Source organism: Roseococcus sp. SYP-B2431 (assembly GCF_004336745.1).
Classification (GTDB): Bacteria; Pseudomonadota; Alphaproteobacteria; order Acetobacterales; family Acetobacteraceae; genus Roseococcus.
This window is the reverse complement of sequence record NZ_SJXD01000028.1, coordinates 152,217-175,444: the sequence shown is the minus strand read 5'-3', so window position 1 is coordinate 175,444 and position 23,228 is coordinate 152,217. Positions and strand designations below refer to the sequence as shown.

Here is a 23,228-nt window from a genome sequence, read left to right as displayed (position 1 = left end):
CCCGACCACATACCGCGCCGCCCGGCGGGCGCCGACAGACGAGGAAAAACACCCATGTCGCTCAACTCCGTGAACACAAATATGGGCGCGATGGTCGCGCTCCAGTCGCTGAACCGGACCAGCGCCGAGATGGAGGCGACGCAGAAGCGCATCTCCACCGGCTTCCGCGTCTCCGACGCGCGGGACGACGGCGCGGCCTATGCGGTGGCCGAGCGCATCCGTGGCGACCTCGCCTCCACCACCTCGGCCAACCAGCAGCTCGGCGGCATCAAGGGGCTGCTCGACACCACGCGCACCGGCCTCGAGAACATCTCGACCGTGCTGAAGGACGTGAAGTCCACCGTGGTGGCCCTTTCGGACGCGAACATCACGCCCGCCCAGCGCAGCCAGTACATCGCCTCGCTGAAGGAGAAGTTCAGCCAGATCTCCAACTTCGTGACGGACACGACCTATAACGGCCAGTCCATGCTGAACACGACGGCGACGGTGGGCGACACCGGCACGACGCTCGGCGAGATCAAGACGGTCCGCAACGGCGAGGGCGCGACCTATTCCTTCGCGCGCATCGCCACCCAGGGCGTCAACGGCCAGGCCGGATTCACCGCGCTGACCAATCTCGGCATGACGACCGCCGGCGTGGCGGCCGGCACCACGCTCGCCAATGCCATCAGCAGCTTCGCGGACGCGCTGACCACGGGCGGGGCGGTGAACGTCGCGATCAACAACACGCTGACGGCGCTGAACAACCTCGGCAGCTATAGCCGCTACGTCGACACGCAGATCAACTTCAACAAGGCGAAGATGGACGCGCAGGAGGCGGGCATGGGCGCGCTGATCGACGCGGACCTGGCGAAGGAATCGGCGCGGCTGCAGTCGCTGCAGATCCGCCAGCAGCTGGGCAGCCAGGCGCTGGGCATCGCCAACCAGGCACCGCAGATGCTGCTGTCGCTGTTCAAGGGGTGAGGGGCGGGGCGGCCCCCGGGGCAATGACAGGCGCCGCCCCGGACGTGATCAGTCGCGCTGGAGGCACATGGCCACGCCCATGCCGCCGCCGATGCACAGCGTGGCGAGGCCCTTCTTCGCGTCGCGGCGCTGCATCTCGTAAAGCAGCGTCGTCAGCACGCGCGCGCCGCTGGCGCCGATCGGATGGCCCAGCGCGATCGCGCCGCCGTTCACGTTCACCTTGGACGTGTCCCAGCCGAGATCCTTGTTCACCGCGCAGGCCTGCGCCGCGAAGGCCTCGTTGGCCTCGATCAGGTCGAGGTCGCCGATCGTCCAGCCGGCCTTTTCCAGCGCCTTGCGGCTCGCCGGGATGGGGCCCGTGCCCATGATCGAGGGGTCCACGCCCGCCGTCGCCCAGCTCTTGATGGTCGCGAGCGGCTTGATCCCGCGCCGCCTCGCCTCCTCGGCCGACATCACCACCAGCGCTGCCGCGCCGTCGTTGATGCCCGAGGCATTGCCGGCGGTCACCGTGCCGTCCTTCGCGAAGGCCGGGCGCAGCTTGGCGAGGACTTCGGCGGTGGTGTCGGGCTTCGGATACTCGTCGTCGGAGACGACCGTGTCGCCCTTGCGGCCCTTCACCGTCACCGGCGCGATCTCGTCCCTGAAGCGGCCGGCCTTCATGGCCTCGCCCGCCTTGCGCTGGGAGTTCGCCGCGAACTCGTCCTGCTCGCCGCGCGTGAGCTGGTACTTCTGCGCGACGTTCTCGGCCGTGCTGCCCATGTGGTAGCCGTGAAAGGCGTCCCACAGCCCGTCCTTCAGCATCGTGTCGGTGAGTTCGAGGGCGCCCATCTTCTGCCCGCCGCGCAGGTTCTGCGCATGCGGCGCCTGGCTCATGCTCTCCTGGCCGCCGGCGACGACGATCTTGGCGTCGCCGGTCGCGATCTGCTGCGCGGCCAGCGCCACCGCCCGCAGGCCCGAGCCGCAGAGCTGGTTGATGCCGAAGGCCGTCCGCTCGACCGGGATTCCGGCGTTCACCGCGGCCTGCCGGGCCGGGTTCTGGCCGGCATTGGCGGTGAGAATCTGGCCGAGGATCACCTCGTCCACCTCCTCGGGGGACACGCCCGCGCGGCTCAGCGCCGCCTCGATTGCGACCTTGCCGAGCTCATGGGCGGGAAGGGAGGCGAGCGCGCCGTTGAAGCTGCCGACGGGCGTGCGTGCGGCGGAAGCGATGACGATGTCGGTCATGGGTTCTCTCCCAGGGTTGGGCGTCACTCTGCATCTGGGGGCGGCCAGCGTCCAGTTGGAGGGGGCGCGCCCTCGTCTCGGGGACGGCGATGCGACAGGAACCTACAGCGCCGCCAGCCAGTCCCCCAGCGGCCGCCACAGCGCAGCCTCGGCGCCCTGGCCGGCGACCATGCCGATATGCCCGGCCTGCGCGACATGGGTCACCGCCCCCGGGATCGCCGCGGCCAGCGGCAGGGCCGAGCCCGGCGGCACGATGCGGTCGCGCGCCGGGATCGCGACGAAGGCGGGGCCGCGCCAGTCGCGCGGGAGCACCGGCAGGCCGGCCACCGCCCATGCGCCGCGGGCTGGCGCGTTCTCGCCGTACCAGCCGCCGAGCGTCTCGCGCGCCACGGGCGCGGGGAGCGGCACGCCGTCGTTCAGCCAGTCCTCCAGCGCGACGAAGCGCCGGGCGCGGTCGCCGGCGGGGTCGAGCCGCGAGAAGGCGCGGAACTTCTCCGGGATGGCGTAGGGGTCGAGCATGGCGAAGAGGCTCTGCAGCATGTCGACGCCGAGCGCGCCGGCCGGTTCCATCAGCGGCTCCAGCCCCGGCAGCAGGCGCGCGAGGCCGCCCGCCTGCGGGTCGGCGGAGAAGTCCCAGGGCGTGGCGAGCAGGGCGAGCGCCGCCACGCGGTCGGGCCGGCGGAGCGCGGCGGCCAGCGCCAGCAGCCCGCCCATGCAGTAGCCGGCCAGCACCAGCCCCGCCGGCGCCGCCGTCAGCGCGCGCTCCAGCCGGCCGGCGATGTGGTCGGTGAGGGTGAAGCGCCGCTCGACCGGCCCGGGCCAGCCCCAGTCCAGCAGCAGCGGCCGGAAGCCGCGCCCCGCGAGGTGCCGCATGAGCGAGGCGCCCTCGTCGAGGTCCAGAACGTAATGCCGGTTCACCAGCGAGGGTACGAAGAGCACCGGCCGCCCTTTGCCGCCGTAATCCAGCAGCCGCGCCGAGCCCTCGCTCCACAGCACCGGCGGATCGGACAGGGCGCGGAGATGCGGGTGGCGGCGATAGGCGGCGAGGCCCCTCAGCAGCGCGGCGTCCTGTCGCCAGAGCCGCCGCAGAACGGCGGCCCGGAAGGCCTCAGGGCTTGGGGCGCCGGGCTCGAGGCTGGCGAGGGCGCGGGCGATCCGCGCCGCCTCCGCCTGGCCCGCCTTCGAGCGCGGCCAGCCGCCGTTCCAACTCGGCCAGCCGGGCGCGAAGGGCGGCATCCCCGGGAGCGGCCCCCCCGGGGATGGCGCCCCCGGGGATGGCTCCCCCGGCGATGGCTCCAGGGGCGAGCTCGTCAGCGCGGCCAGGCCCCGCGCCGCGCCCAGCATCAGGTGCAGCGGAAGGGGCCGCGGGCCGCGGCGGCTCCGGGCCGAAGGTGAAGGGGGAAGGCTCATGCGGCCACTTCGCCGCCGCCATCCGGGCCGACATGTACGACGCCTGGGCCCGCCAGAAGGCCGACATCAGCGCGACGGACGAGGCCCAGGCCTCGGCCAGCTCCGCGTCCCGGCCGAGCGCCGCCAGCTCGCTCTCCCACAGGGCGATCCAGTCGGCGGCCAGTCGATCGAGATCCTCGGGTCGGTCCATCCATGCCCATGACTAAGCTTGAAATTCCAGCCATGCGAAGGTTGCTCGCATCCCTTGGTGCACGTGCTACGCTCGCGCGGGAACAAATGCCAGACCACAACGCCTGACCACTGAACGCCTGACCACCGAACGCCTGACTGGGGGAACGCCGCATGCCCGACCAACCGGCAGACATCAAACCCGCGACGCCTCCTGTCGTCGTGAAGAAGTACGCCAACCGCCGCCTCTACAACACGGAAAGCAGCAGCTACGTCACGCTCGAGGATCTGGCCCAGATGGTGCGGCTGGGGCGCGATTTCGTGGTCTACGACGCCAAGTCGGGCGACGACATCACCCGCTCGGTCCTGACACAGATCATCGTCGAGGAGGAGTCCAAGGGCAGCCACCTCCTGCCCGAGAGCTTCCTCCGCCAGCTGATCGGCTTCTACGGCGACAGCCTGCAAGGCGTGCTGCCGCGCTACCTGGAGGCCACCATGTCCGGCTTCGCGCGCCAGCAGGAGGAAATCCGGCGCGGCATGGAGCAGGCGCTGAAGCCCTTCTCCATCGAGGAGATCAGCCAGCGCAACATGGCGATGCTGGAGCGCGCCATGGGGCTCTTCACGCCGTTCCAGGCGGGCGGCGCCCGCAGCGAGCTCGAGACGCTCAAGGCGGAGAACGCGGCGCTCAAGGCCGAGCTGGCGGCGCAGAAGGGGCGCTAGCCCTCAGATCGGATCGCCGGAACGCCAGCCTGCCCACCCGGCACGCAGGAGCTTCGGCCCGGGATCAGAGCCGCGGTCCCGGCCCGTCGTCGCCGGGCGGGGCGCATTCCTCGATCGGCTTGCCGATCGCCGCCACCCGGTCGCCTTCGCGGAAGCAGCCGGCGCGCCAGTTGCCGCGGAACCAGCCGCCCTCCACGCTGTAGAACTCGCCGGGCCCGTCGGGCAGCCCCTCGCGGAACTCGCCGCGGAAGAGGTTGCCGTTGATCCAGAACATCACGCCGCGCCCGTGGCGCCGGCCCTGCCGCCACTCGCCGTCGTAGCGGCCCGTGGGGAAGACGCGCAGGCCGCGCCCCTGCTCCCGGCCTTCCTGGAACTCGCCCTGGTAGATCTCGCCGGTGGATTCGAGATAGGTGCCGATGCCGTGCATCCGGCCGCGCGCCATGGTGCCGACGTAGCGCTCGCTGCCCGGCTCGCCCTCGCGCTTGTAGTTCCAGCCGAGCACGCCCTCGCCCTGGGCCGGGCCCTCGGGGCAGGTGCCGGTCCAGCGGACGGTCTCCTCCTGCTGAGGGTTGGGGTTCCAGACCCAGCAGCCGTTTTCCGCGTCCACGGTCCAGCCGGGATGGCCCGGCGAGGCGATGGCATCCGCCGCGGGCGGCGCCGGGCGCGGCCGCGCCGGCGGGCTGGTCTGGGCCGCGGCGGCGCCCGTCACGGCCAGGAAGAGAAGACACCAACGCATCGCCAGACTCCTTGTCATCCGCAACCGGTCATCCGCCTCGGCGGAGCGCCGCCACACTGAGCGCCAATCCGCCGCCGAGCGCCACCGCTGCCAGGGCGACGGGCAGGCCCCAGCCCGGCACCGATTCCAGCAGCAGCCCGCCGAGCGGCGCACCCAGGGCGCCGCCCAGCAGATAGGCCGTGTTCAGCCCCGCCATGCCCAACGCGCGAGCGGGGCCCGCGAAGCGCTGCACCGCGCGGACCATCCCCAGCGTATAGATCGAGCCCGCCGCGCCGCCCCAGACGGCCAGAACCGGCCAGATCCCCCAGCCCGGCGCCAGCCAGGGCCAGAGCAGCGAGCCTACCGCCACCACCACGGCGCAGCCGAGCAGGGCGCGATGCGTGCCCAGCCGGTCGGCCATCATGCCCACCGGGTACTGCGCCAGCATATTGCCGAATCCCGTCGCCACCACGACCGAGGCCGCGGCCGCGGCGGCCATCCCCAGCGCCAGCCCCTGCACCGGGAAGACCGCGCCCGCCGAGCCTTCCAGCGCGCCGCAGAGCATCGCGGCCCCCGAGGGCGCGATCATCATCAGCGCCACCGGCCTGAGCCGGAGGAAGGTGAGCCGCATGCGGCGCGGCACCGCGCCCGGCGGCTCGCACAGGGCGAGCGTCAGCGCCAGGCCCAGGCCCATGATCAGCGCCGAGCCTAAGAAGGCCTCGTTGCGGACGCCGAAGAACCACAGTGCAGCCGGCCCGCCGCCGATCGCGGCCGAGACGAAGGTCTGGTAGATGCCGAGGAACTGCCCCTCACGTCCCACGGGCGCCATGGCGCCCGCGATGGCGTCCGAGCTGGTCCAGGTCAGGCAGGAGGCCACGCCCAGCACGGAGCCCAGCACGAACCAGAGCGGGATCGCGGGGTTGGTGCCAAGCCCGGCCAGGGCCAGCATCGAGAGCACCACCGCCAGCTGGTGCATCCGCAGCGCGCCGCCCACCCGCCCGGCGAGCCAGGGCGAGAGGGGTGCGGCCAGCAGCGCGGCGACCCAGACGGAGGCGGCATAGAGCCCGACCAGCGCCGGCGAGGCGCCGCGCTCGGTCAGCAGCACGGAGGCGAGCGGCACGCTCATCCAGACGCCGGCGAAGGCGCAGGTAGCGGCCGCCACGAAGACGGGAAACTGGATGCCGCGCGGAATGGGCGCGGCCCCCGTTCCGGACAGGGGGGTGACGGACATGGAATGCTCGGCGCCTTGGGGCGCCTCCTCGGTCATGGGTTGCGGGTCGGCAGGCGCGGCCTCAGCCGCGTTTCAGCCCGCATGGTCCGGCGGCGAGCGGCGTCGCCCGCCACGTGGGGAGAGCCGCACGCGAAAGGAGGCGAGATGAGCGCATGCCCGGGATGTGCCCGAGCGCGTCGCGGCAAGTCAAATGCGGCAGGGCTGCCACCCGCGCGGCGCATGGCCCTCGGGGGGCTCGCTCTGCGCGCGGCCGCCCGGCCGGGAGTCCCAATGTCAGCCCGGATGGGTGAGGCTGGTCCAAAGCGCGACAAAGCCGGTCAGCGCCTCCTCCGGCGTCTCCGGCAGCAGCGCCGCATAGAGGCCGCGCCCGCGCCCGGCCGTCGGATGGTCGCGATGGAAGATGCGGTCGAAGCCCAGCTCCCGCAGCATGTGCTTCACGGCCTCGGGATTAGGCGCCCAACCGGCCACCGCGGCGCCATAGGCCGTCGGCAGGGTATGCGCCATCATGACGGGCCGGTTCTCCTCCATCCCGTCCTGGATGGTCTCGATCAGCAGCAGTCGCGAGGTGATGGCGCGCAGCCCCTTCAGCGCGGCGATCGGGTTGAAGAGCTGCGTGAAGAACTCCGTCGCCACGACGACGTGGAACTGGCCGAAGGACGGCTCGAAGCCGCGCGGATCCATGACCCGGGTCTCGATGCCCAGGCCGGTCTCGCGGGCGGCGAACTCGGTCGCCGCCTGGGCGACCGAGCCGGGCAGGGTCCAGGCCAGATGGTCCGTGGCCACCACGCGCGCCGCGCCGCGGCGCTTCGCGGCGAGGCTGAAGGCGCCGTTCCAGGCGCCGACCTCGATCACCTCGGCCCCCGCGAGGTTGATCGGCCCGAACAGCGCCTCTTCCAGCCGCGCGAGCTCGGCCTCGGTCTGGAGCCCGGGCGTCACGAGGTCCGGACCGAGGCGGATGCTCTGCAGCCAGCGGTAGGACGCCACGCCGCTCATCGCCGCACCTCGGCGGCCAGGGCGGCGACCATCCCCGGCGCATCCAGCTCCCGCCATTCGGGGCCGAGGCGCTCGACGAGGGCGAGATCGGCCTCCGGTGTCAGGCAGGCATAGATCCCGCGGGTCATCGGCGTCCCGGGCGGGTGGGGATAGTGGCGGTAGAGGAGGCGGGCGAAGCCCAGCGACTGGAGCAGGTGCAGCATCAAGGCGGGATTCGGCCCCCACCAGTTGGTGGGGTCGTTGTTCAGGATGGTGCCCGGGTAGAAGACCATGCCCGGCTGGGTCCGGTCCGCCAGGTCCTGATGGGTCTCGATCAGGAGGAGCTGGCCCGTGACCGCGCGCATGCGCTGCAGCACGTCGATCGGGTCGAACAGGTGGTAGAAGACGCCGAGGAAGAGCACGATGTCGAAGGTGCCGATCGCGGGCGTGATCTGCGTCGGGTCGATCAGCAGGGAATCGATGTCGAGGCCGAGCTCGTCGCGCGCCAGCTCGAAGGTCTCCTGGCCGCGGTAGTACCGATGGGTCCAGGTGAAGCTGTCGGTCGCGAGCACCCGGGCGGCCCCGTGGCGCTTGGCGGAGAAGCTGAAATAGCCGTTCCAGGCACCCACATCGAGGACCGTCCGGCCCTGGAAGTCGATGCCGGAGATGAGCGCCCGCTCTTCCTGCTCCAGGATCTGCTCGGTCTTCGCCCCGTAGGTGGTGATGCCCGGGCGCAGCGGGATCGAGTGGAACCAGTGGTACTGCTTGATGCGGTTCAGCAGGGCGCTGTTGCTCAGGGGAGTCTTGGGCAGGTCCATGCGCGATCCCGGGTTCGTCCGCCCTCCCTAGCACGGGCCGCGAGGCCCTGCCATTGACGCATGCCGCATCTGGGAAGCAGAGAGGCCGGATGCGCGTCCTGATCCTCGGCGCCGGCGTGACCGGCCTCGCCGCCGCCTATGTCCTCGCCCGCGAGGGCCATGCCGTGACCGTGCTCGACGCCGAGCCGGAGGTCGCGCGCGGCGCCAGCCACGCCAATGGCGGGCAGCTCTCCTACAGCTACGTGGCGCCGCTGGCGGGACCGGGCGTGATCGGCAAGGTGCCGGGCTGGCTCCTGGACCCGGACGGCCCCCTGCGCTTCCGCCCGCGGATGGATCCGGGGCAATGGGCCTGGCTGCTGGGCTTCCTGCGCGCCTGCAACGCCGCGACCTCCGAGCGGACGACGCGAAGGCTGCTGCGGCTCGCCTATCTCTCGCGCGACCTGACGCGCGAGCTGGCGGCGCGGCGGGAATTCGCCTTCGATTTCGCGCCCGCCGGCAAGCTCGTGCTACTGCCGGACGCCGCGGCGGTGGAAGGCGCCCGGCGGCAGGTCGCGCTCCAGGCCGAGTGGGGCAGCGAGCAGCGCGTCCTCGGCCGCGACGACTGCCTGGCGCTGGAGCCGGCGCTGGCCGGCATCGCCCACCGCATCGCGGGCGGCGTCCATACGGCCAGCGAGGATGCCGGCGATTGCCGGCTCTTCTGCGAGGGGATCGCGGCCGTGCTGGCCTCCTCGAATCACGCGGTCGACTTCCGGCTCGGCACCCGCGTCCACCAGATCATCCGGGCGGAAGGTCGCGTGCGCGGCGTGCGGACGGGCGCCGGCGTGATCGAGGCGGATGCGGTGGTGGTGGCCCTCGGCACCGGGGCGCGGGCGCTGCTGCGGCCCCTGGGGCTCCGCCTGCCGGTCGCGCCGCTGAAGGGCTATTCGCTGACCCTGCCCATCACGCGCGAGGAGGCCGCGCCGCGGATCAGCGTGACCGACAGCGCGGCCAAGGTGGTCTATGCGCGGCTGGGCGGCCGCCTTCGCGTCGCCGGTATGGCGGATCTCGTGGGGGAGGACCGGGGCTTCGACGAGAGGCGGCTGTCGACGCTGCTGCGCCAGGCGCGGGAGGCCTTCCCGGAAGCGGCCGACTGGACGGAGCTCAACCCCTGGACCGGCCTGAGACCCGTCACGCCGACCGGCCTGCCCTTGCTGGGCCGGGTTCCGGGCACGGAAGGGCTCTTCCTCAACCTCGGACAGGGCGGGCTCGGCTTCACCCTGGCGATGGGCAGCGCGGCGGTGGTGGCGGCGGCGATCGAGGGCCGGCCGGCGCCGATTCCCCTCGACGGGCTCGGATTATGATGCGCCGCAGCACGGATTGACGGCTTCCCAGGCCACTGCCAAACAACCTCCGCTCGCGCGACGCGGGCCAGCCTGACCGGGGTGTCCGGTCGCCCAAGGGATGGCTCTTGGGCGGATTCCCACCCATCCATCCTCCACCAGCGACAAGAGGCCGAACCAAGCCATGCGCGATACGGGCGAGTATCTGTTCACCTCGGAGAGCGTCTCCGAAGGCCACCCCGACAAGGTCGCGGATCGCATCAGCGATACCGTGCTCGACACCTTCCTCGAACAGGATCCGTATGCCCGCGTGGCCTGCGAGACGCTGGTCACCACCAATCGCATCGTCATCGCGGGCGAGACCCGCGGCCCCGGCAGCATCACGCCCGAGCTGCTGATGCACCGCGCGCGCCTCGCCGTGCACGACATCGGCTACGAGCAGGACGGCTTCCATTGGGCCAATGCCCATGTGGAGTGCCACCTGCACGCCCAGTCCGCGCATATCGCGCAGGGCGTGGACGCGGCCGGCAACAAGGACGAGGGCGCCGGCGACCAGGGCATCATGTTCGGCTATGCCTGCACCGAGACGCCCGATCTCATGCCGGCGCCGCTCTACTACGCGCACCTGATCCTGCGCCGCATCAGCGAGATGCGCCGCAACGGCGACGTGGCCGTGCGGGGCCTGCTGCCCGACGCGAAGAGCCAGGTCACGCTGAAATACGTCGACGGCAAGCCGGTCGGCGCCACCTCGATCGTGCTCAGCACGCAGCACGTCGAAGGGCTCGACTCCGCCCAGATCAAGGCGATGGTGAAGCCCATCATCGAGACGAGCCTGCCGTCGGGCTGGATGTGCCCGGACGCCGAGCTCTACGTGAACCCGACCGGCACCTTCGTGATCGGCGGCCCTGACGGCGATTGCGGCCTCACCGGCCGCAAGATCATCGTCGACACCTATGGCGGCGCGGCCCCGCATGGCGGCGGCGCCTTCTCCGGCAAGGACCCGACGAAGGTCGACCGCTCGGCGGCCTATGCGGCGCGCTACGTGGCGAAGAACGTCGTGGCGGCCGGCCTCGCCGACAAGTGCACCATCCAGGTCAGCTACGCGATCGGCGTGGCCAAGCCGCTCTCGGTCTATTTCGACCTGGCCGGCACCGGCAAGGACGTGGACGAGGAGAAGCTGGCCAAGGTCGTGCAGGAGATGGTGAACCTCTCCCCGCGCGGCATTCGCGAGCACCTGCACCTCAACCGGGCCATTTACGTCCCGACCTCCAGCTACGGCCATTTCGGCCGCACGCCGGACGAGGAGAAGGGCACCTTCACCTGGGAGAAGACCGACCTGGTCCCCGAGCTGAAGCGCGCCTTCGGCCGGTAACGCCTCTTTGTAGGTTCGAAGGGGCGGCGCCGGTCTCGGCGCCGCCCTTTTTCGTTTATGGGTGCCGCATGAGTGAAGATTCCCCCAGCGACTGGCCGGACGGCGTCCCGCATCGCCTCTATGGCCGGCGACGCGGCCACAAGCTGCGCCCCCGCCAGGAGCGGCTGCTGGCCGAGGCCGTGCCGCGCATCCGCTTTACCGATCTGGGCTTCGCGCTGGGGGCCTCGGCGCTCTGGCTCGAAGTGGGCTTTGGCGGCGGGGAGCACACGCTCGCCCTGCTGCGCGAGCATCCGGCGGTCGCGCTCATCGCCAGCGAGGTCTACGAGCACGGCCTCTGCTCGCTGCTGACCGAGATCGTGCCCGACGGCGCGGAGGCCACCTTCCCGATCCCCGGGCGCCTGCGCCTCTGGCCCTCGGATGCGCGCGAGCTGCTGCTGGCGCTGCCGGAGGCGAGCCTCGACCGGCTCTACCTCATGTTCCCCGATCCCTGGCCGAAGTCGCGCCACGCCAAGCGGCGCTTCGTGCATCCGGAGATGCTCCCCATCGTCGCCCGCGCCCTGAAGCCGGGCGCGCAGTGGCGCATCGCCTCGGACGACCCGACCTACCAGGCCTGGGTGGAGGAGGTGCTGCGGCCCAGCGCGCTGTTCAGAGCGGATGCTCCGGCCGAGGAGCGGCCGGAGGGCTGGCCGCCGACGCGCTACGAGGCGAAGGCGATCGCGGCGGGGCGGAAGCCGATGTACTGGGTCTGGACGCGCAATGGGGCGCCGCCCCCTTGACCCCCGCCAGGGCTTTTGGCCCTGGACCCCTTCACTCGCAGTCGATCAAAGGGCGACCCACCGCCGACACGGGCGGCGGGTCGCGGTAGCACCCGGCATCCGTCCGGAGGAAGCGCCCGGCCGGGTTCAGTGCGCCTTGGCCGGTTCTTCCTTGCCGCCGAAGCCGAACTTGCCCTTGATCCATTCGCGCGTGCCCTGGAAGACCACGTAGAGCATCGGGATCATGAAGATGCCGAAGATGGAGGCCGCCAGCATGCCCCCGAAGACCGGCAGGCCCACCGCCTGACGCGACAGGGCAGCCGCGCCCTGGGCGATCACCAGCGGTACGAGGCCGAGGATGAAGGCGAAGCTCGTCATCATCACCGCGCGGAACCGCATGCGGCTGCCGAGGATGGCGGCCTCGCGGACCGAATGCCCGGCCTCGCGCTGCTCCTTGGCGAACTCGATGATCAGGATGCCGTTCTTCGCCGCCAAGGCGATGAGCACGACGAGCCCGATCTGCGCATAGACGTCGAGCGGCTTGCTGGCGACGAACAGCGCCGCGAAGGAGCCGAGCACGCCCACCGCGACCGACATCAGCACCGGAACCGGGATGGTCCAGCTCTCGTAGAGCGCCACCAGGAAGAGATAGGCGAAGAGCAGCGCCAGCGCGATCAGCAGGCCGGTCTGCCCGGAGGCCTGCTTCTCCTGATAGGCCGTGCCCGTCCAGTCGAAGCTGTAGCCCGAGGGCAGCACGCGGGCCGAGATCTCCTCCATCGCGGCCAGCGCCGCGCCCGAGGAGATGCCGGGCCGCCCCTGGCCGTTCAGCGTGACGCTGCGCGTGTTGTTGTAGCGCTGGATGGTCTGCGGCCCGAGCACGACGCGGACGTCGGCGAAGGCGCGCAGCGGCACCATCTGCCCGCGCGAGTTGCGGACCTGCAGGCGCCAGATGTCAGGGATGTCGTCGCGGTCGGTGGCGACGGCCTGGATGTTGACCTGCCAGGTGCGGCCGAAGAGGTTGAAGTCGTTCACGTAGAAGCCGCCGAGCGACGCCTGCAGCGTGGTGAAGATGTCGCTGATCCGCACGCCGAGCGACTGGGCCTTGTCGCGATCCACGTCGAGGTAGAGCGAGGGCGTGGTGGGCGAGAAGGTGGAGAAGACGCCGACGAGGCGCGGATCGGCATTGGCCGCGCCCATCATGGCGAGCATCACGCCGCCGAGCTCCACCGGGTCGCGTCCCTCGAAGTCCTGCAGCTGGTACTCGAAGCCGCCGCCCGTGCCGAGGCCGATGATCGGCGGGATGTTGAAGGCGAAGACATTGGCCGTGCGGATGCCCTGCGCCCCGCCGAAGACCCGGCCGATGCCGGCGAAGACGCTGTCGCCGACGGCCGTGCGGTCCTCGAAGGGCTTCATCCGGGCCACGATGAAGGCCGAGTTCGACTGCGCGCCGCCGTCGATCAGCGAGAAGCCGACGATGGCGAGGATGTTCTCGATCGCCGTGTTCTCGCGCAGCATATTCTCGACCAGGACGGTCGCCTCGCGCGTGCGGGCGACGGAGGAGCCCTGCGGCAGCTGGAGCTGCACGAAGAAGGCGCCCTGGTCCTCGGAAGGCAGGAAGCCCTGCGGGGTGCGGCCGCCGATCCAGCCGATGGCGACCGCGATGACGCCGGTCAGCACCAGGGAGAGCACGGCGACGCGCACCAGCCGGGTCACGATCCAGGCATAGCCGTCGCGCACCTTGTCGATGGCGCGCAGCACATACTTGATCGGGCCGCGCTTCGGGCCCTCGTGCTTCAGGAACAGGGCGCAGAGCGCGGGCGAGAGCGTCAGCGCGTTGATCGCCGAGATCAGCATGGCCACGCTGATCGTGACCGCGAACTGCTTGAAGAGCTGGCCCGACACGCCCGAGATGAGGCCGATCGGCACGAAGACCGAGAGCAGAACCAGGGTGATGGCGATGATCGGGCCGGTGATCTCGCCCATGGCCTTGATGGTGGCCTCGGACGGGGTGAGCTCGGGATGCTCCTCCAGCACGCGCTCGACGTTCTCGACGACCACGATGGCGTCGTCCACGACGATGCCGATGGCCAGCACCAGCGCCAGCAGCGAGATGGTATTGGCCGTGTAGCCGATGGCGAAGAGCACGGCGAAGGTGCCGATCAGGCTGACCGGCACGGCGACCACGGGGATGATCGTGGCGCGGAACGACCCCAGGAAGAGGTAGACGACGATCACGACGAGGATGAAGGCCTCGACCAGCGTCTTGATGACCTCGTTCATCGTGTCGATCACGAAGGTCGAGGTGTCGTACACCACGGTGGTGCCCATGCCCGCGGGGAAGCGGGTCTGCAGGCGAGCCAGCGTCTTGCGCACCTCCTCGGCCACCTGCACCGCATTGGCGCCGGGCGAGAGATAGATGCCCATGGTCACGGTGGGCTTGGTGTTCAGGCGCGCCTCGACGTCCATGCTCGCGGCGCCGAGCTCCACCGTGGCCACGTCGCGCACGCGCAGCACCGATCCGTCCGGATTGGCGCGGATGACGATGTTGCCGAACTCCTCGGGCGTGATCAGGCGGCCCTGGGTCTGGATGTTGAACTGGAACTGCTGGTCGTCGCCGATGGGCCGGGCGCCGATGCGGCCGGCCGCCGCCTGGATGTTCTGGCTCTGGATCGCCGCGATGATCTCGGTGGTCGAGATGTTCAGGTTGTTCAGCCGGTCCACCTGGAACCAGACCCGCATGGAGTAGTCCAGCGCGCCGAACATCTGCACGTCGCCGACGCCCGGCTGCCGGCGCAGCGTGTCGAGCATGTTGATGGTGACGTAGTTGGAGAGGAAGAGCGGGTCCTGCTCGCCCGATTCCGAGGTGACGGCGACGAATTGCAGCACGGCGGAGGACTGCTTGCGCACGGTCACGCCGCTGCGCTGCACCTCCTGCGGCAATCGCGCCAGGATGCCCTGCACGCGGTTGTTCACGTTCACCGTGTTGATGTCGGGATTGGTGCCGAGCGCGAAGGTGACCGCGAGCGAGTAGGTGCCGTCATTGGCGCTGTTCGAGCGCATGTAGAGCATGCGGTCGGCGCCGTTCACCGCGCCCTCGATGAGCTGGCCGACGGTGGATTCGACCACCGCGGCCGAGGCGCCGGGATAGCGCGCCGTCACTTGGACGACGGGCGGCACGATGTCGGGGAACTGGGCGACGGGGATGACGGTGAGCGACAGCAGGCCCGCCAGCGTCATCACGATCGAGATGACGACTGCGAAGCGCGGGCGCCGGACGAAGATCGCGGAGAACATGCCGGGCTCAGCCCGGCCGGCCGGCCGGCGCGCCGGGTCTCGGCGCCGCGGGCGAGGCTCCCGCCGGGGCGGGGTTCACTGCCTGGCCGGGCCGGACGCGCTGGATGCCTTCGGTGATCACCTTGTCGCCGACCTCCAGGCCGCTCTCGATCGTGGCGTTCTCGGCCGTGCTGGTGCCCATGCGGATGTTGCGGCGCTGGGCCTTGTTCTCGCCGTCGACGACGTAGACGAAGAAGCCCTGCTGGTCCTGCGCCACGGCGGAGCGCGGAATGACGATGGCCTGCACCGGCTCGGCGCCTTCCAGCAGGACGGTCACGAACTGCCCGTCGATCAGCCCGCGCGCGCCGGCCTGGTTCTGCTGGGCGCCCTGGCGGATCGGGTTCGGGATGCTGGCGCGCAGCAGCAGCGAGTCGGTGTCGCGGCTGATCGAGGTGTCGATGAAGTCGATCTGGCCGGGATGCTCGTAGAGGCTGCCGTCGACGCGGCGGATGCGCACCACCACGGCGGAGGTGCCGCCGCGGCCCTCGTAGCGGTTCCGCAGCTCGACGGCCGTGCGCTGCGGAATGGTGAAGGCCACGCGCATGGGATCCTGGCTGACGATCGTGGCCAGCGGCTGGCTCGAGGGCGAGACCACGTTGCCCGGCGTATAGGTCGTGGCGCCGATGGCGCCGGCGATGGGCGAGGTGATGTCGGCATAGGCGAGGTTGATCTCGGCGATCCGCACGGCGGCCTGCGCGCCCAGCAGCTGGGCGGCGCTCGTGCGCTCCTGCGCGGTCGCGTTGTCGAGCGCGACCTGTGTGCCGGTGCCGCTGGTGCGGAGCTCGCGCGCGCGGGTCAGCGAGACGCGGGCATTGGCGAGGCTGGCCTCGGCCGAGGCGACGTTGGCGCGTGCCTGGTCCAGCTGGGCCTGGAAGGGCGCGTGCTCGATGGTGAAGAGCCGCGCGCCCTCGGCGACCTCGCTGCCCTCGGTGAAGAGGCGCTCCTCGAGGAAGCCCGTGATGCGGGCGCGGATCTCGACGCGGTTGATGGCCTCGACGCGCCCGATGAACTCGGTGCTCTCGGTCACGGGGCGGCGGGCGGCCTCGACGATGCCGACCGCGGGCGGCGGACCTCCTGGCATCTGGGCCTTGGCGGCGAGGGCAAAGAACGCCATGCCCAGGATGAGGGGAGCAACCGGAAGGCGCATGCGGGTCCTAACCTCGAGCCGGAGTCGGCATCTATGTGCACCGTAAACCTGCCGCAAGGTCAAGCCGCCTCGCTGCGTCGGATGTCAGGCCGAACGGATTGCGGGCCGACCGCTTTCCCGCCCGGCGATCCGCCCCCGGCCGGGGCGACGGCAGGCACCCTCGCATGTCGGCGCCAATATGGTTGACTAGGAAACCGATGATGGCTAGTTTCCTAGTCAATGACCGTCCCTCCCCTCGAGGCACATCTCGGCTATTGGCTGCGCTTCGTCTCCAACCAGGTCTCGCATGCCTTCGGCCTCAAGCTGGCCGACCGCGGGGTGACCGTCGCCGAATGGGTCGTCCTGCGCGAGCTGCACGGGGCGGAGGCCCTGGCGCCCAGCGCCCTGGCCGACCGGCTCGAGCTCACGCGCGGCGCCATCTCCAAGCTGGCGGAGCGGCTGGTGGCCAAGGCGCTCGTCGCCCGCGCGGCCGGGGAAGGGGACGGGCGCTTCCAGTCGCTCGCCCTCACGCCCGCCGGCCGCGCTCTGGTGCCGGAGCTGGCCCTCCTCGCCGACCGCAACGATGCGGAATTCTTCGGCCATCTGAGCCAGGGCGAGCGGGCGCAGGTCGAGGCCGTGATGCGGGAGATCCTGCGCCGGCACGGCCTCAAATCCATCCCGATGAAATGACGAGGAGAGCGAGATGAACCACGAGGCGAGACAGGCCGTGGAGGCCTGCACCCGCCTGTCCGACGCGGAGCGGGTCACCTTCGGCGAGGTGGTCGGCAGGCTCCTTGCGGCGGGGATCGAGCGCTACCACGCCGACCTGCTGCGCGCGGATAAGATCTACTACCTGCCCGGCGGCGAATCCCACCGCACGCCGAATCACGCCTTGGCCGCGCCTCCGGCGATGGCCTTCTCGGCGCCGGGCGTGGATGCGGCGGTGCGCGCCGTCCAGCAGGGGCGGATCAGGTACCGCGAATTCTGCGCCCGCATCGCGGCGGCGGGATGCGTGGGCTACATCGTCTCGCTCGCCGGGCGGCGCGCCATCTATTACGGGCGGAAGGGGGATTTCCATGTCGAGCCCTTCCCCCCGGCGCCCGGGCAGGAGCGGCACGACCCCCCGCGATGACGGAAGAGCTTCCGCCCCCCTTTCCCTTTGGTCCATCATGGTCAGATGATGGAGCTTGAGCGCATCCTCCGGCGGTGATGCGGGCGACAGGGCGAGGGAATTCCCAATGGCGAAATTCGGTTTGAGCCAGTCGGTGCGGCGCATCGAGGATCCGCGGCTGCTGAAGGGCGACGGCCTCTACACCGGCGACATCCAGGTGACCGGCGAGGCCCATGCCTATATCCTGCGAAGCCCGCACGCCCATGCGCGGATCGTCTCGATCGACACCGCCGCCGCGAAGGCGATGCCCGGCGTGGTCGGCGTCTTCACCCATGCCGACATGGCGGCCGACGGCGTGGGCGAGGTGCCCTGCGTGATCCCCATGAAGAACATCGACGGCAGCAGCCGCGCCGACACGCCCCACTTCCCGCTGGCCAGGGACACCGTCCGCCATGTGGGCGACGGCGTGGCGCTGGTGATCGGCGAGACGCCCGAGGCCGCGCGCGACGCGGCCGAGGCCATCCTGGTCGATTTCGATATCCTGCCCTCCACGACCGACCTCGCGACGGCGACGAATCCCGGGCAGCCGCTCGTCTGGCCGGAGGCGCCGAACAACATCTGCTTCGACTGGTCCGTGGGCGACAAGGCCAAGGTGGACGCGCTCTTCGCCCAGGCCGCGCATGTGACGAGCCTCACCGTGGTGAACAACCGCGTGGTGGTGGCGAGCATGGAGGCGCGCGCCGCCCTCGCCGAGTACAAGGCCGAGACGCAAAGCTGGGTGCTGCACACCAACACGCAGGGCGCCTGGCAGGTGAAGGGCATGCTGGCCGGCGTCTTCGGGACGGGCGAGGAGAAATTCCGCGTCGTCACGACGGATGTGGGCGGCGGCTTCGGCATGAAGCTCTTCCTATATGCCGAGCACGTGCTGACCTGCTTCGCCGCGCGCAAGACCGGCCGCCCCGTGAAGTGGGTGTCCGAGCGCACCGAGGCCTTCATGTCCGACAGCCATGGGCGCGACAACGTGACGCTCGGCGAACTCGCGCTGGATGCGGAGGGAAAATTCCTCGCCATGCGCACCCGCAACCTCGCGGGCATGGGCGCCTACCTCTCCAACTACGCGCCCTTCATCCCGACCGGCGCGGGCACCAAGGTGCTGGCGAGCGTCTACGGCTTCCAGGCCATCTACGCGCATGTCATCGGCGTGCTGACCAACACCGTGCCGGTGGACGCCTATCGCGGCGCGGGAAGGCCGGAATCCAACTACCTCGTCGAGCGGCTGATCGACACGGCGGCGCGCGAGATCGGCGTGGACCGCATCGAGCTGCGCCGGCGCAACATGGTTCCCTCCAGCGCCATGCCCTACACCTCAGCGATGGGCCAGCGCTACGACAGCGGCGAGTTCGCCATGCTGATGGAAGAGGCGCTAAAGAAGCTCGACTGGCAGGGCTTCGCGGCCCGCAAGGCCGAGGCGGCGAGGCGGGGCAAGAAGCGCGGCATCGGCATCGCCTATTACCTCGAGGCCACGGGCGGCGCCGCCACCGAGAACGCCTCGGTGAAATTCGCCGAGGACGGCTTCGTGGACGTCTATGTCGGCACGCAGAGCACCGGCCAGGGCCATGAGACGGCCTATGCCATGCTCACCTCCCACGAGCTCGGCGTGCCCATGGAGAAGATCCGCATCAAGCAGGGCGACAGCGACACGCTGCCCTCCGGCGGCGGCACGGGCGGCGCGCGCAGCCTCTATTCCGAGGGCCAGGCGATCCTGGTGACGACCGCCTCGGTGATCGAGAAGGGCCGGCAGGCGGCCTCCGAGATCCTGGAGGCCGCGCTGGTCGACATCGAGTTCGAGAAGGGCGCGGGCTTCCGCGTCGTCGGCACGGACCGCCGGATCGACATTCTGGACCTCGCCTCGAAGCAGCGCGCGCGCATCGCGGCCGGCGAGGACACGATCCTGCTGGACGCGCTGGAGATCGCGAAGATCGACAACCACACCTTCCCGAACGGCTGCCACGGCGCCGAGGTGGAGGTCGATCCCGACACCGGCCTGATCCGCTTCGAGAAGTATGTCGTGGTGGACGATGTGGGCCATGCGCTGAACCCGCTGATCGTGCGCGGCCAGGTGCATGGCGGCGTGGCGCAGGGCATCGGCCAGGCCTTCATGGAGCGCACCTCCTACGATCCGGAGAGCGGCCAGCTCCTCTCGGCCAGCTTCATGGACTACGCCCTGCCGCGCGCCGAGGACCTCCCCGCCATCGAGGTGGAGCTCGTGTCGGTCCCCTGCGAGACCAATCCGCTCGGCGTGAAGGGCGCGGGCGAGGCCGGCGCGGTGGGTTCGCCGCCGGCCGTGGTCAATGCCCTCATCGACGCGCTGGGCGTGAATTCCATCGACATGCCGGCGACGCCGGAGGTCGTCTGGAAGGCCCTGCGGGCGGCGTGAGCCGCGCCCGGTCCGCGCTTCTCATGCCGCGGGGCTGAGCCAGCCGCGCAGCAGGCCGAAGCGGGAGAGCGGGCCGAGGCTCTGCGCCGCCCGCGCTTCCAGCAGCGGGCGGATGGCGGCCGCCATCGCCGCGGCATCCGCGAAGCGGGCTTCGGGCGATTTGGCGAGCGCCCGGGCCAGGATCGGATCCCAGCCCGGATCCAGCCCGGGCGCGATCCGCGAGGGCGGCGGCGGCTCCGCCTCCAGGACGGCATTCAGCAAGGCCGTCGTCCGGCCCTGGAAGGGGCGGCGGCCGGTCAGCGCCTCGTAGAGCACCACGCCCGCCGCCCAGAGATCCGCGCGGTGATCGAGCGGCTCGCCGCGGACCTGCTCCGGCGCCATCCAGGCCGGGGTGCCCTGGAGCCCGCCCGCCTCCTCCGGATCGTCGCCGCCGAGCTGGGCGAGGCCGAAATCGCCCAGCCGCAGCTCGCCGATTCCCTCGCCGCCGTCGAGGGCGAGCAGGATGTTCGCGGGCTTCACGTCGCGATGGACCACGCCGCGGCCATGCGCATGGCCGAGCGCGTCGAGGAGCTGCAGCGCGATCCGCCCGGCATCGGCCTCCGGCAGCCGGCCGTCCCGCGCGAAGACGGCGGAGAGCGGCTCGCCGATCACGAGGTCCATGGCGATCCAGGCGAAGTCCGGCCCGTCCCCGGCGTCGTGGATGGCCACGATGTTCGGATGGGTCAGCCGCGCCGCGGCCCTTGCCTCCGCGGCGATGCGGGCGGCGTCGATGCCGTCGCGCCGGATCAGCTTGAGCGCGACGAGGCGGCGCAGGCGGAGATCCATCGCCTCCAGCACGGTGCCGCAGGCGCCCTGGCCCAGCAGGTCGCGCGGGGCGAAGCGGCCGGCGATGAGAGTCTCTTCCATGCGATGCGTCCCGGAAAATTGATGCGGGGCGCAGGCTATGGGACGAAGGTGAAGAAACCCCTTACGCGGCCTCGAGAGGCACGCCCTCCGGCAGATGGCTGCCGGAGCGGTAGCGGTGCGTCGAGGCTCCGAAGGCCACCAGATTCCCCGCCTCGTCCTTCACCTCACCGCGCGCGAAGAAGATGTTGCGTCCGGCGGTGACGACGCGGCCCTCCGCGATCAGCCGCGTGCCGATCCTCGCCTGGCCGGTGAAGCGCGTGTCGAGGTCGAGCGTCACGGCCAGCCGGGTCCGTCCGGGGAAGGGGCAGTAGAGCCCGGCGAAGGCGTTGCACTGGTCGAGCAGCGCCAGCATCACGCCGCCATGCACGATGCCCGACCGGTTCGCATGCATCGGCCCAGGCGTGCAGACGAGCCGCGCGATCCCGTCCTCCCAGGAGAGCATCGAGACCCCCATGAGCTCATGGAAGGGCGAGGCGCTCTGGGCGTGGATGTGGTCGGGCAGGTCCATGCGCTAGGCGTCGGACAGGACATGGCCGGCGTCAAGCTGGGCAGCCTTCGGACGTATCCGGCCGCACGGCGGCCGGTGCCGCCCACTCCATTGCCGGGTCGGCGCACCAGCCGCGCGGCGAAGCCAAGGCGGCGGAGCCGCCGCCCGGCGTCTGAGGGCATGGATCACACAATCACCAGCTCCTGCAGCGCCGCCTCCATCTCCTCGAAGCTCGGCATCAGCTCCGAGGGCGCGACCTTCCGCCCCGTCTCGACCGAGATCTGCGGCGCATTGCCGTGCAGATGCGCCACGATCACGGCGCGGATGACCTCGTAATAGGGCGCCTCCTGCTCGACGACGCCCTTAAGCCGCGCGGCGAAGGGGCCCATCATCCCATAGGCCAGCAGCACGCCGAGAAAGGTGCCGACCAGCGCGCCGCCGATCATCCCGCCCAGCACCGCGGGCGGCTGGTCGATCGCCGCCATGGTCTTGATGACGCCGAGCACCGCCGCGACGATGCCCAGCGCCGGCAGGGCGTCCGCCATGTTCTGCATGGCGTGCGAGGGATGCATCTCCTCCTCTTTGATCTTCTTGAGCTCCCGCGCCATCGTATCCTCGATCTGGTGCGGGTCGTCGGCGTTCATGCCGACCATGCGCAGGTAGTCGCAGATCAGCACCGTCGCGTGATGGTCCGCCTGGATCTTGGGGAATTTCGCGAAGGCGGCGCTTTCCTCCGGCTTCTCGATATGCGGCTCCAGCGCCATGGCGCCCTTGGTCTGGGCGAGCCGCACGAAATAGTAGAGCAGCGAGAGCAGCGAGGTGTAGTCCTCCTTCCGGAAGCGCGGCCCCTTCACGATCTTCCCGAAGCCCGCGAGCGTGTGCTTCACCTCCTGCATCGAATTGGCCATCAGGAAGGCGCCGATGGCCGCGCCGCCGATCATCATCATCTCATAGGGCAGCGAGTGCAGGATGATGCCGAACTTGCCGCCGGCGATGGTGTAGCCGCCGAAGACCATCACCAGCATGAAGAGGAAGCCCGCGATGGTGATCATCGGGGCGCCTCCTGCCGCAGCAGCGTGATCGCCACGCGGCGGTTCCCCGCGGCCTGCGGCTGATCCGGCAGCAGCGGCTCGCGGTCGGCCATGCCGGTGACGCCGCGGATGCGCGCCTCGGCCACGCCGGCCTCCGTGAGCAGCCGCCGCGTGGCATTGGCGCGCTCGGCGGAGAGATCCCAGTTGCCGCGTGCCCCGCCGCCGCGGAAGGGCGCGCTGTCGGTGTGGCCCGTCACCTGGATCGCGTTCGGCAGCCGCGCGGCGGCCTGCGCGACGGTGCGGATCATCAGGCGCGCGCGCTCCGTCGGCGCGGCGCCGCCGGAGGCGAACATGGGCTGCCCGTCGGCCTCCAGGAGCTGGATTCGCAGCCCCTCCGGCGCGATCTCCACCAGCACCTGCCGCGCCAGATCGGCCAGGGCGGGATCGGCGAGGAAGGTCTCGCGCAGCGCGTCCACCAGGCCTTCGAGCGATTGCTGCTCGCGCTCCGCCGCCGAACGGCGCGCCTCGCGCTCATGTGGCGATTCGGCCGCCAGCTCGGCCTCGCCGCCGCCCGAGCTGCGCTGGCCCGTGGCGGGCCCGGCCTCGCCATCGGCGACGCGGCGGGCCAGCACCTCCGCCTCGCCCGGCGGGCCGTCGAGGCGGGTGACGGGCTCGGCGGGGCGGTCGCTGTCGTCCTCCTCCTCGATCTCGGTGGGGCGCGGCCCGCGCTCGACGCGGATGGCGCCGGTGTCGGCCGCCATCTCTCCCACGCTGTGCGGCGTGCGGCCGCCGAAGGGCAGGCCGGAGCCGGAAGCCGAGGCGGAGAGGGCCAGGGACGGGTTGAAGTAATCGGCCAGGCCGCGGCGCTGCTCCTCCGACGTGGCGTTCAGCAGCCACATCAGCAGGAAGAAGGCCATCATCGCAGTCACGAAATCGGCATAGGCGACCTTCCAGGCGCCGCCATGATGCCCATGGCCGCCTTCCTCTATCCGCTTGATGACGATGGTCCCGCCACCCTTGCCCCGCCTGGCCAATGCCGCATCCCGTCCGTCGCGCGGCGGCAATCTGGCGGCGAAGGGATTGAAGGAGGGTTAACGCAGAAGGGTTAACGCAGAAGAGCCGGGCCCCCC

General features: G+C 70.9%; 20 protein-coding genes. 8 read left to right on the top strand and 12 right to left on the bottom strand.

The window, feature by feature from the left end:
- The first annotated feature begins 54 nt into the window (after nucleotides 1-54).
- Nucleotides 55-963 carry a flagellin gene (locus EJV46_RS19135; protein WP_131550314.1) on the top strand — a complete coding sequence of 303 codons (909 nt, stop codon included), beginning with the start codon at nucleotides 55-57 and terminating at the stop codon, nucleotides 961-963.
- Between the two features lie 48 nt (nucleotides 964-1,011).
- On the opposite strand, the gene EJV46_RS19130 is transcribed toward EJV46_RS19135, so the two are convergent.
- Nucleotides 1,012-2,187, bottom strand: a complete 1,176-nt coding sequence (locus EJV46_RS19130) for an acetyl-CoA C-acetyltransferase (RefSeq protein WP_131550313.1) — start codon at nucleotides 2,185-2,187, stop codon at nucleotides 1,012-1,014.
- Between the two features lie 102 nt (nucleotides 2,188-2,289).
- A complete protein-coding gene (locus EJV46_RS19125; RefSeq protein ID WP_240782653.1) occupies nucleotides 2,290-3,423 on the bottom strand; it encodes an alpha/beta fold hydrolase in 1,134 nt (377 codons plus the stop codon).
- 516 nt (nucleotides 3,424-3,939) lie between these two features.
- On the opposite strand from EJV46_RS19125, the gene phaR reads away from it, so the two are divergent.
- Nucleotides 3,940-4,485, top strand: a complete 546-nt coding sequence (gene phaR, locus EJV46_RS19120; RefSeq protein WP_131550312.1) for a polyhydroxyalkanoate synthesis repressor PhaR — start codon at nucleotides 3,940-3,942, stop codon at nucleotides 4,483-4,485.
- A 64-nt stretch (nucleotides 4,486-4,549) separates the two neighbouring features.
- On the opposite strand, the gene EJV46_RS19115 is transcribed toward phaR, so the two are convergent.
- The 4 genes from EJV46_RS19115 to EJV46_RS19100 form a co-directional block, all read right to left on the bottom strand.
- Nucleotides 4,550-5,221, bottom strand: coding sequence for a hypothetical protein (locus tag EJV46_RS19115; protein WP_165585618.1), 672 nt, complete (start codon nucleotides 5,219-5,221; stop codon nucleotides 4,550-4,552).
- Between the two features lie 28 nt (nucleotides 5,222-5,249).
- Nucleotides 5,250-6,431 carry an MFS transporter gene (locus tag EJV46_RS19110; RefSeq protein WP_165585617.1) on the bottom strand — a complete coding sequence of 394 codons (1,182 nt, stop codon included), beginning with the start codon at nucleotides 6,429-6,431 and terminating at the stop codon, nucleotides 5,250-5,252.
- Nucleotides 6,432-6,704: 273 nt separating this feature from the next.
- Nucleotides 6,705-7,424: a bifunctional 2-polyprenyl-6-hydroxyphenol methylase/3-demethylubiquinol 3-O-methyltransferase UbiG gene (locus EJV46_RS19105; RefSeq protein ID WP_131550309.1), complete on the bottom strand. Its 720-nt coding sequence runs from the start codon at nucleotides 7,422-7,424 to the stop codon at nucleotides 6,705-6,707.
- On the bottom strand, nucleotides 7,421-8,221 hold the full coding sequence (locus tag EJV46_RS19100) for a bifunctional 2-polyprenyl-6-hydroxyphenol methylase/3-demethylubiquinol 3-O-methyltransferase UbiG (RefSeq protein ID WP_131550308.1): 801 nt from the start codon (nucleotides 8,219-8,221) through the stop codon (nucleotides 7,421-7,423). The genes EJV46_RS19105 and EJV46_RS19100 overlap by 4 nt, the downstream gene beginning before the upstream one ends.
- Before the next feature lie 89 nt (nucleotides 8,222-8,310).
- Here EJV46_RS19100 and EJV46_RS19095 point away from each other — a divergent pair, with 89 nt between their 5' ends.
- The 3 genes from EJV46_RS19095 to EJV46_RS19085 all read left to right on the top strand — a co-directional run bounded on the left by EJV46_RS19095 (nucleotide 8,311) and on the right by EJV46_RS19085 (nucleotide 11,688).
- Nucleotides 8,311-9,561, top strand: a complete 1,251-nt coding sequence (locus EJV46_RS19095) for a D-amino acid dehydrogenase (protein WP_131550307.1) — start codon at nucleotides 8,311-8,313, stop codon at nucleotides 9,559-9,561.
- Nucleotides 9,562-9,724: 163 nt separating this feature from the next.
- Complete coding sequence (gene metK, locus EJV46_RS19090; protein WP_131550306.1) at nucleotides 9,725-10,912, top strand: methionine adenosyltransferase; 1,188 nt, start codon at nucleotides 9,725-9,727, stop codon at nucleotides 10,910-10,912.
- 68 nt (nucleotides 10,913-10,980) lie between these two features.
- Nucleotides 10,981-11,688: a tRNA (guanosine(46)-N(7))-methyltransferase TrmB gene (locus tag EJV46_RS19085; RefSeq protein WP_131550305.1), complete on the top strand. Its 708-nt coding sequence runs from the start codon at nucleotides 10,981-10,983 to the stop codon at nucleotides 11,686-11,688.
- Nucleotides 11,689-11,814: 126 nt separating this feature from the next.
- On the opposite strand, the gene EJV46_RS19080 is transcribed toward EJV46_RS19085, so the two are convergent.
- Together EJV46_RS19080 and EJV46_RS19075 are read right to left on the bottom strand one after the other, a co-directional pair.
- The gene (locus tag EJV46_RS19080; protein WP_131550304.1) at nucleotides 11,815-14,961 is read right to left on the bottom strand and encodes an efflux RND transporter permease subunit; all 3,147 of its coding nucleotides are present in this window, start codon (nucleotides 14,959-14,961) and stop codon (nucleotides 11,815-11,817) included.
- Nucleotides 14,962-14,968: 7 nt separating this feature from the next.
- The gene (locus tag EJV46_RS19075) at nucleotides 14,969-16,147 is read right to left on the bottom strand and encodes an efflux RND transporter periplasmic adaptor subunit (protein ID WP_131550303.1); all 1,179 of its coding nucleotides are present in this window, start codon (nucleotides 16,145-16,147) and stop codon (nucleotides 14,969-14,971) included.
- A gap of 219 nt (nucleotides 16,148-16,366) precedes the next feature.
- On the opposite strand from EJV46_RS19075, the gene EJV46_RS19070 reads away from it, so the two are divergent.
- From EJV46_RS19070 to EJV46_RS19060, 3 genes are all read left to right on the top strand, one after another.
- The gene (locus EJV46_RS19070; protein ID WP_131550302.1) at nucleotides 16,367-16,816 is read left to right on the top strand and encodes a MarR family winged helix-turn-helix transcriptional regulator; all 450 of its coding nucleotides are present in this window, start codon (nucleotides 16,367-16,369) and stop codon (nucleotides 16,814-16,816) included.
- Between the two features lie 13 nt (nucleotides 16,817-16,829).
- On the top strand, nucleotides 16,830-17,258 hold the full coding sequence (locus EJV46_RS19065; RefSeq protein WP_131550301.1) for a DUF1398 family protein: 429 nt from the start codon (nucleotides 16,830-16,832) through the stop codon (nucleotides 17,256-17,258).
- 106 nt (nucleotides 17,259-17,364) lie between these two features.
- Nucleotides 17,365-19,674, top strand: coding sequence for a xanthine dehydrogenase family protein molybdopterin-binding subunit (locus EJV46_RS19060; protein ID WP_131550300.1), 2,310 nt, complete (start codon nucleotides 17,365-17,367; stop codon nucleotides 19,672-19,674).
- A gap of 21 nt (nucleotides 19,675-19,695) precedes the next feature.
- On the opposite strand, the gene EJV46_RS19055 is transcribed toward EJV46_RS19060, so the two are convergent.
- From EJV46_RS19055 to EJV46_RS19040, 4 genes are all read right to left on the bottom strand, one after another.
- Entirely contained in the window at nucleotides 19,696-20,580 is an 885-nt protein-coding gene (locus EJV46_RS19055; RefSeq protein ID WP_131550299.1) for a serine/threonine-protein kinase, read from the bottom strand.
- Between the two features lie 61 nt (nucleotides 20,581-20,641).
- Entirely contained in the window at nucleotides 20,642-21,088 is a 447-nt protein-coding gene (locus tag EJV46_RS19050) for a PaaI family thioesterase (RefSeq protein ID WP_131550297.1), read from the bottom strand.
- A 164-nt stretch (nucleotides 21,089-21,252) separates the two neighbouring features.
- Complete coding sequence (motA, locus tag EJV46_RS19045; RefSeq protein ID WP_131550296.1) at nucleotides 21,253-22,119, bottom strand: flagellar motor stator protein MotA; 867 nt, start codon at nucleotides 22,117-22,119, stop codon at nucleotides 21,253-21,255.
- Complete coding sequence (locus EJV46_RS19040) at nucleotides 22,116-23,132, bottom strand: flagellar motor protein MotB (RefSeq protein ID WP_165585616.1); 1,017 nt, start codon at nucleotides 23,130-23,132, stop codon at nucleotides 22,116-22,118. Before EJV46_RS19040 ends, motA begins: the two co-directional genes overlap by 4 nt.
- Nucleotides 23,133-23,228 lie beyond the last annotated feature (96 nt).

What these genes read in the sequence shown, in the direction of transcription:
- EJV46_RS19135 (WP_131550314.1), top strand. Translation starts at nt 55, where the DNA reads ATGTCGCTCAACTCCGTGAACACAAATATGGGCGCGATGGTCGCGCTC.
- EJV46_RS19130 (WP_131550313.1), bottom strand. Translation starts at nt 2,187, where the DNA reads ATGACCGACATCGTCATCGCTTCCGCCGCACGCACGCCCGTCGGCAGC.
- EJV46_RS19125 (WP_240782653.1), bottom strand. Translation starts at nt 3,423, where the DNA reads ATGCCGCCCTTCGCGCCCGGCTGGCCGAGTTGGAACGGCGGCTGGCCG.
- phaR (WP_131550312.1), top strand. Translation starts at nt 3,940, where the DNA reads ATGCCCGACCAACCGGCAGACATCAAACCCGCGACGCCTCCTGTCGTC.
- EJV46_RS19115 (WP_165585618.1), bottom strand. Translation starts at nt 5,221, where the DNA reads ATGCGTTGGTGTCTTCTCTTCCTGGCCGTGACGGGCGCCGCCGCGGCC.
- EJV46_RS19110 (WP_165585617.1), bottom strand. Translation starts at nt 6,431, where the DNA reads ATGTCCGTCACCCCCCTGTCCGGAACGGGGGCCGCGCCCATTCCGCGC.
- EJV46_RS19105 (WP_131550309.1), bottom strand. Translation starts at nt 7,424, where the DNA reads ATGAGCGGCGTGGCGTCCTACCGCTGGCTGCAGAGCATCCGCCTCGGT.
- EJV46_RS19100 (WP_131550308.1), bottom strand. Translation starts at nt 8,221, where the DNA reads ATGGACCTGCCCAAGACTCCCCTGAGCAACAGCGCCCTGCTGAACCGC.
- EJV46_RS19095 (WP_131550307.1), top strand. Translation starts at nt 8,311, where the DNA reads ATGCGCGTCCTGATCCTCGGCGCCGGCGTGACCGGCCTCGCCGCCGCC.
- metK (WP_131550306.1), top strand. Translation starts at nt 9,725, where the DNA reads ATGCGCGATACGGGCGAGTATCTGTTCACCTCGGAGAGCGTCTCCGAA.
- EJV46_RS19085 (WP_131550305.1), top strand. Translation starts at nt 10,981, where the DNA reads ATGAGTGAAGATTCCCCCAGCGACTGGCCGGACGGCGTCCCGCATCGC.
- EJV46_RS19080 (WP_131550304.1), bottom strand. Translation starts at nt 14,961, where the DNA reads ATGTTCTCCGCGATCTTCGTCCGGCGCCCGCGCTTCGCAGTCGTCATC.
- EJV46_RS19075 (WP_131550303.1), bottom strand. Translation starts at nt 16,147, where the DNA reads ATGCGCCTTCCGGTTGCTCCCCTCATCCTGGGCATGGCGTTCTTTGCC.
- EJV46_RS19070 (WP_131550302.1), top strand. Translation starts at nt 16,367, where the DNA reads ATGACCGTCCCTCCCCTCGAGGCACATCTCGGCTATTGGCTGCGCTTC.
- EJV46_RS19065 (WP_131550301.1), top strand. Translation starts at nt 16,830, where the DNA reads ATGAACCACGAGGCGAGACAGGCCGTGGAGGCCTGCACCCGCCTGTCC.
- EJV46_RS19060 (WP_131550300.1), top strand. Translation starts at nt 17,365, where the DNA reads ATGGCGAAATTCGGTTTGAGCCAGTCGGTGCGGCGCATCGAGGATCCG.
- EJV46_RS19055 (WP_131550299.1), bottom strand. Translation starts at nt 20,580, where the DNA reads ATGGAAGAGACTCTCATCGCCGGCCGCTTCGCCCCGCGCGACCTGCTG.
- EJV46_RS19050 (WP_131550297.1), bottom strand. Translation starts at nt 21,088, where the DNA reads ATGGACCTGCCCGACCACATCCACGCCCAGAGCGCCTCGCCCTTCCAT.
- motA (WP_131550296.1), bottom strand. Translation starts at nt 22,119, where the DNA reads ATGATCACCATCGCGGGCTTCCTCTTCATGCTGGTGATGGTCTTCGGC.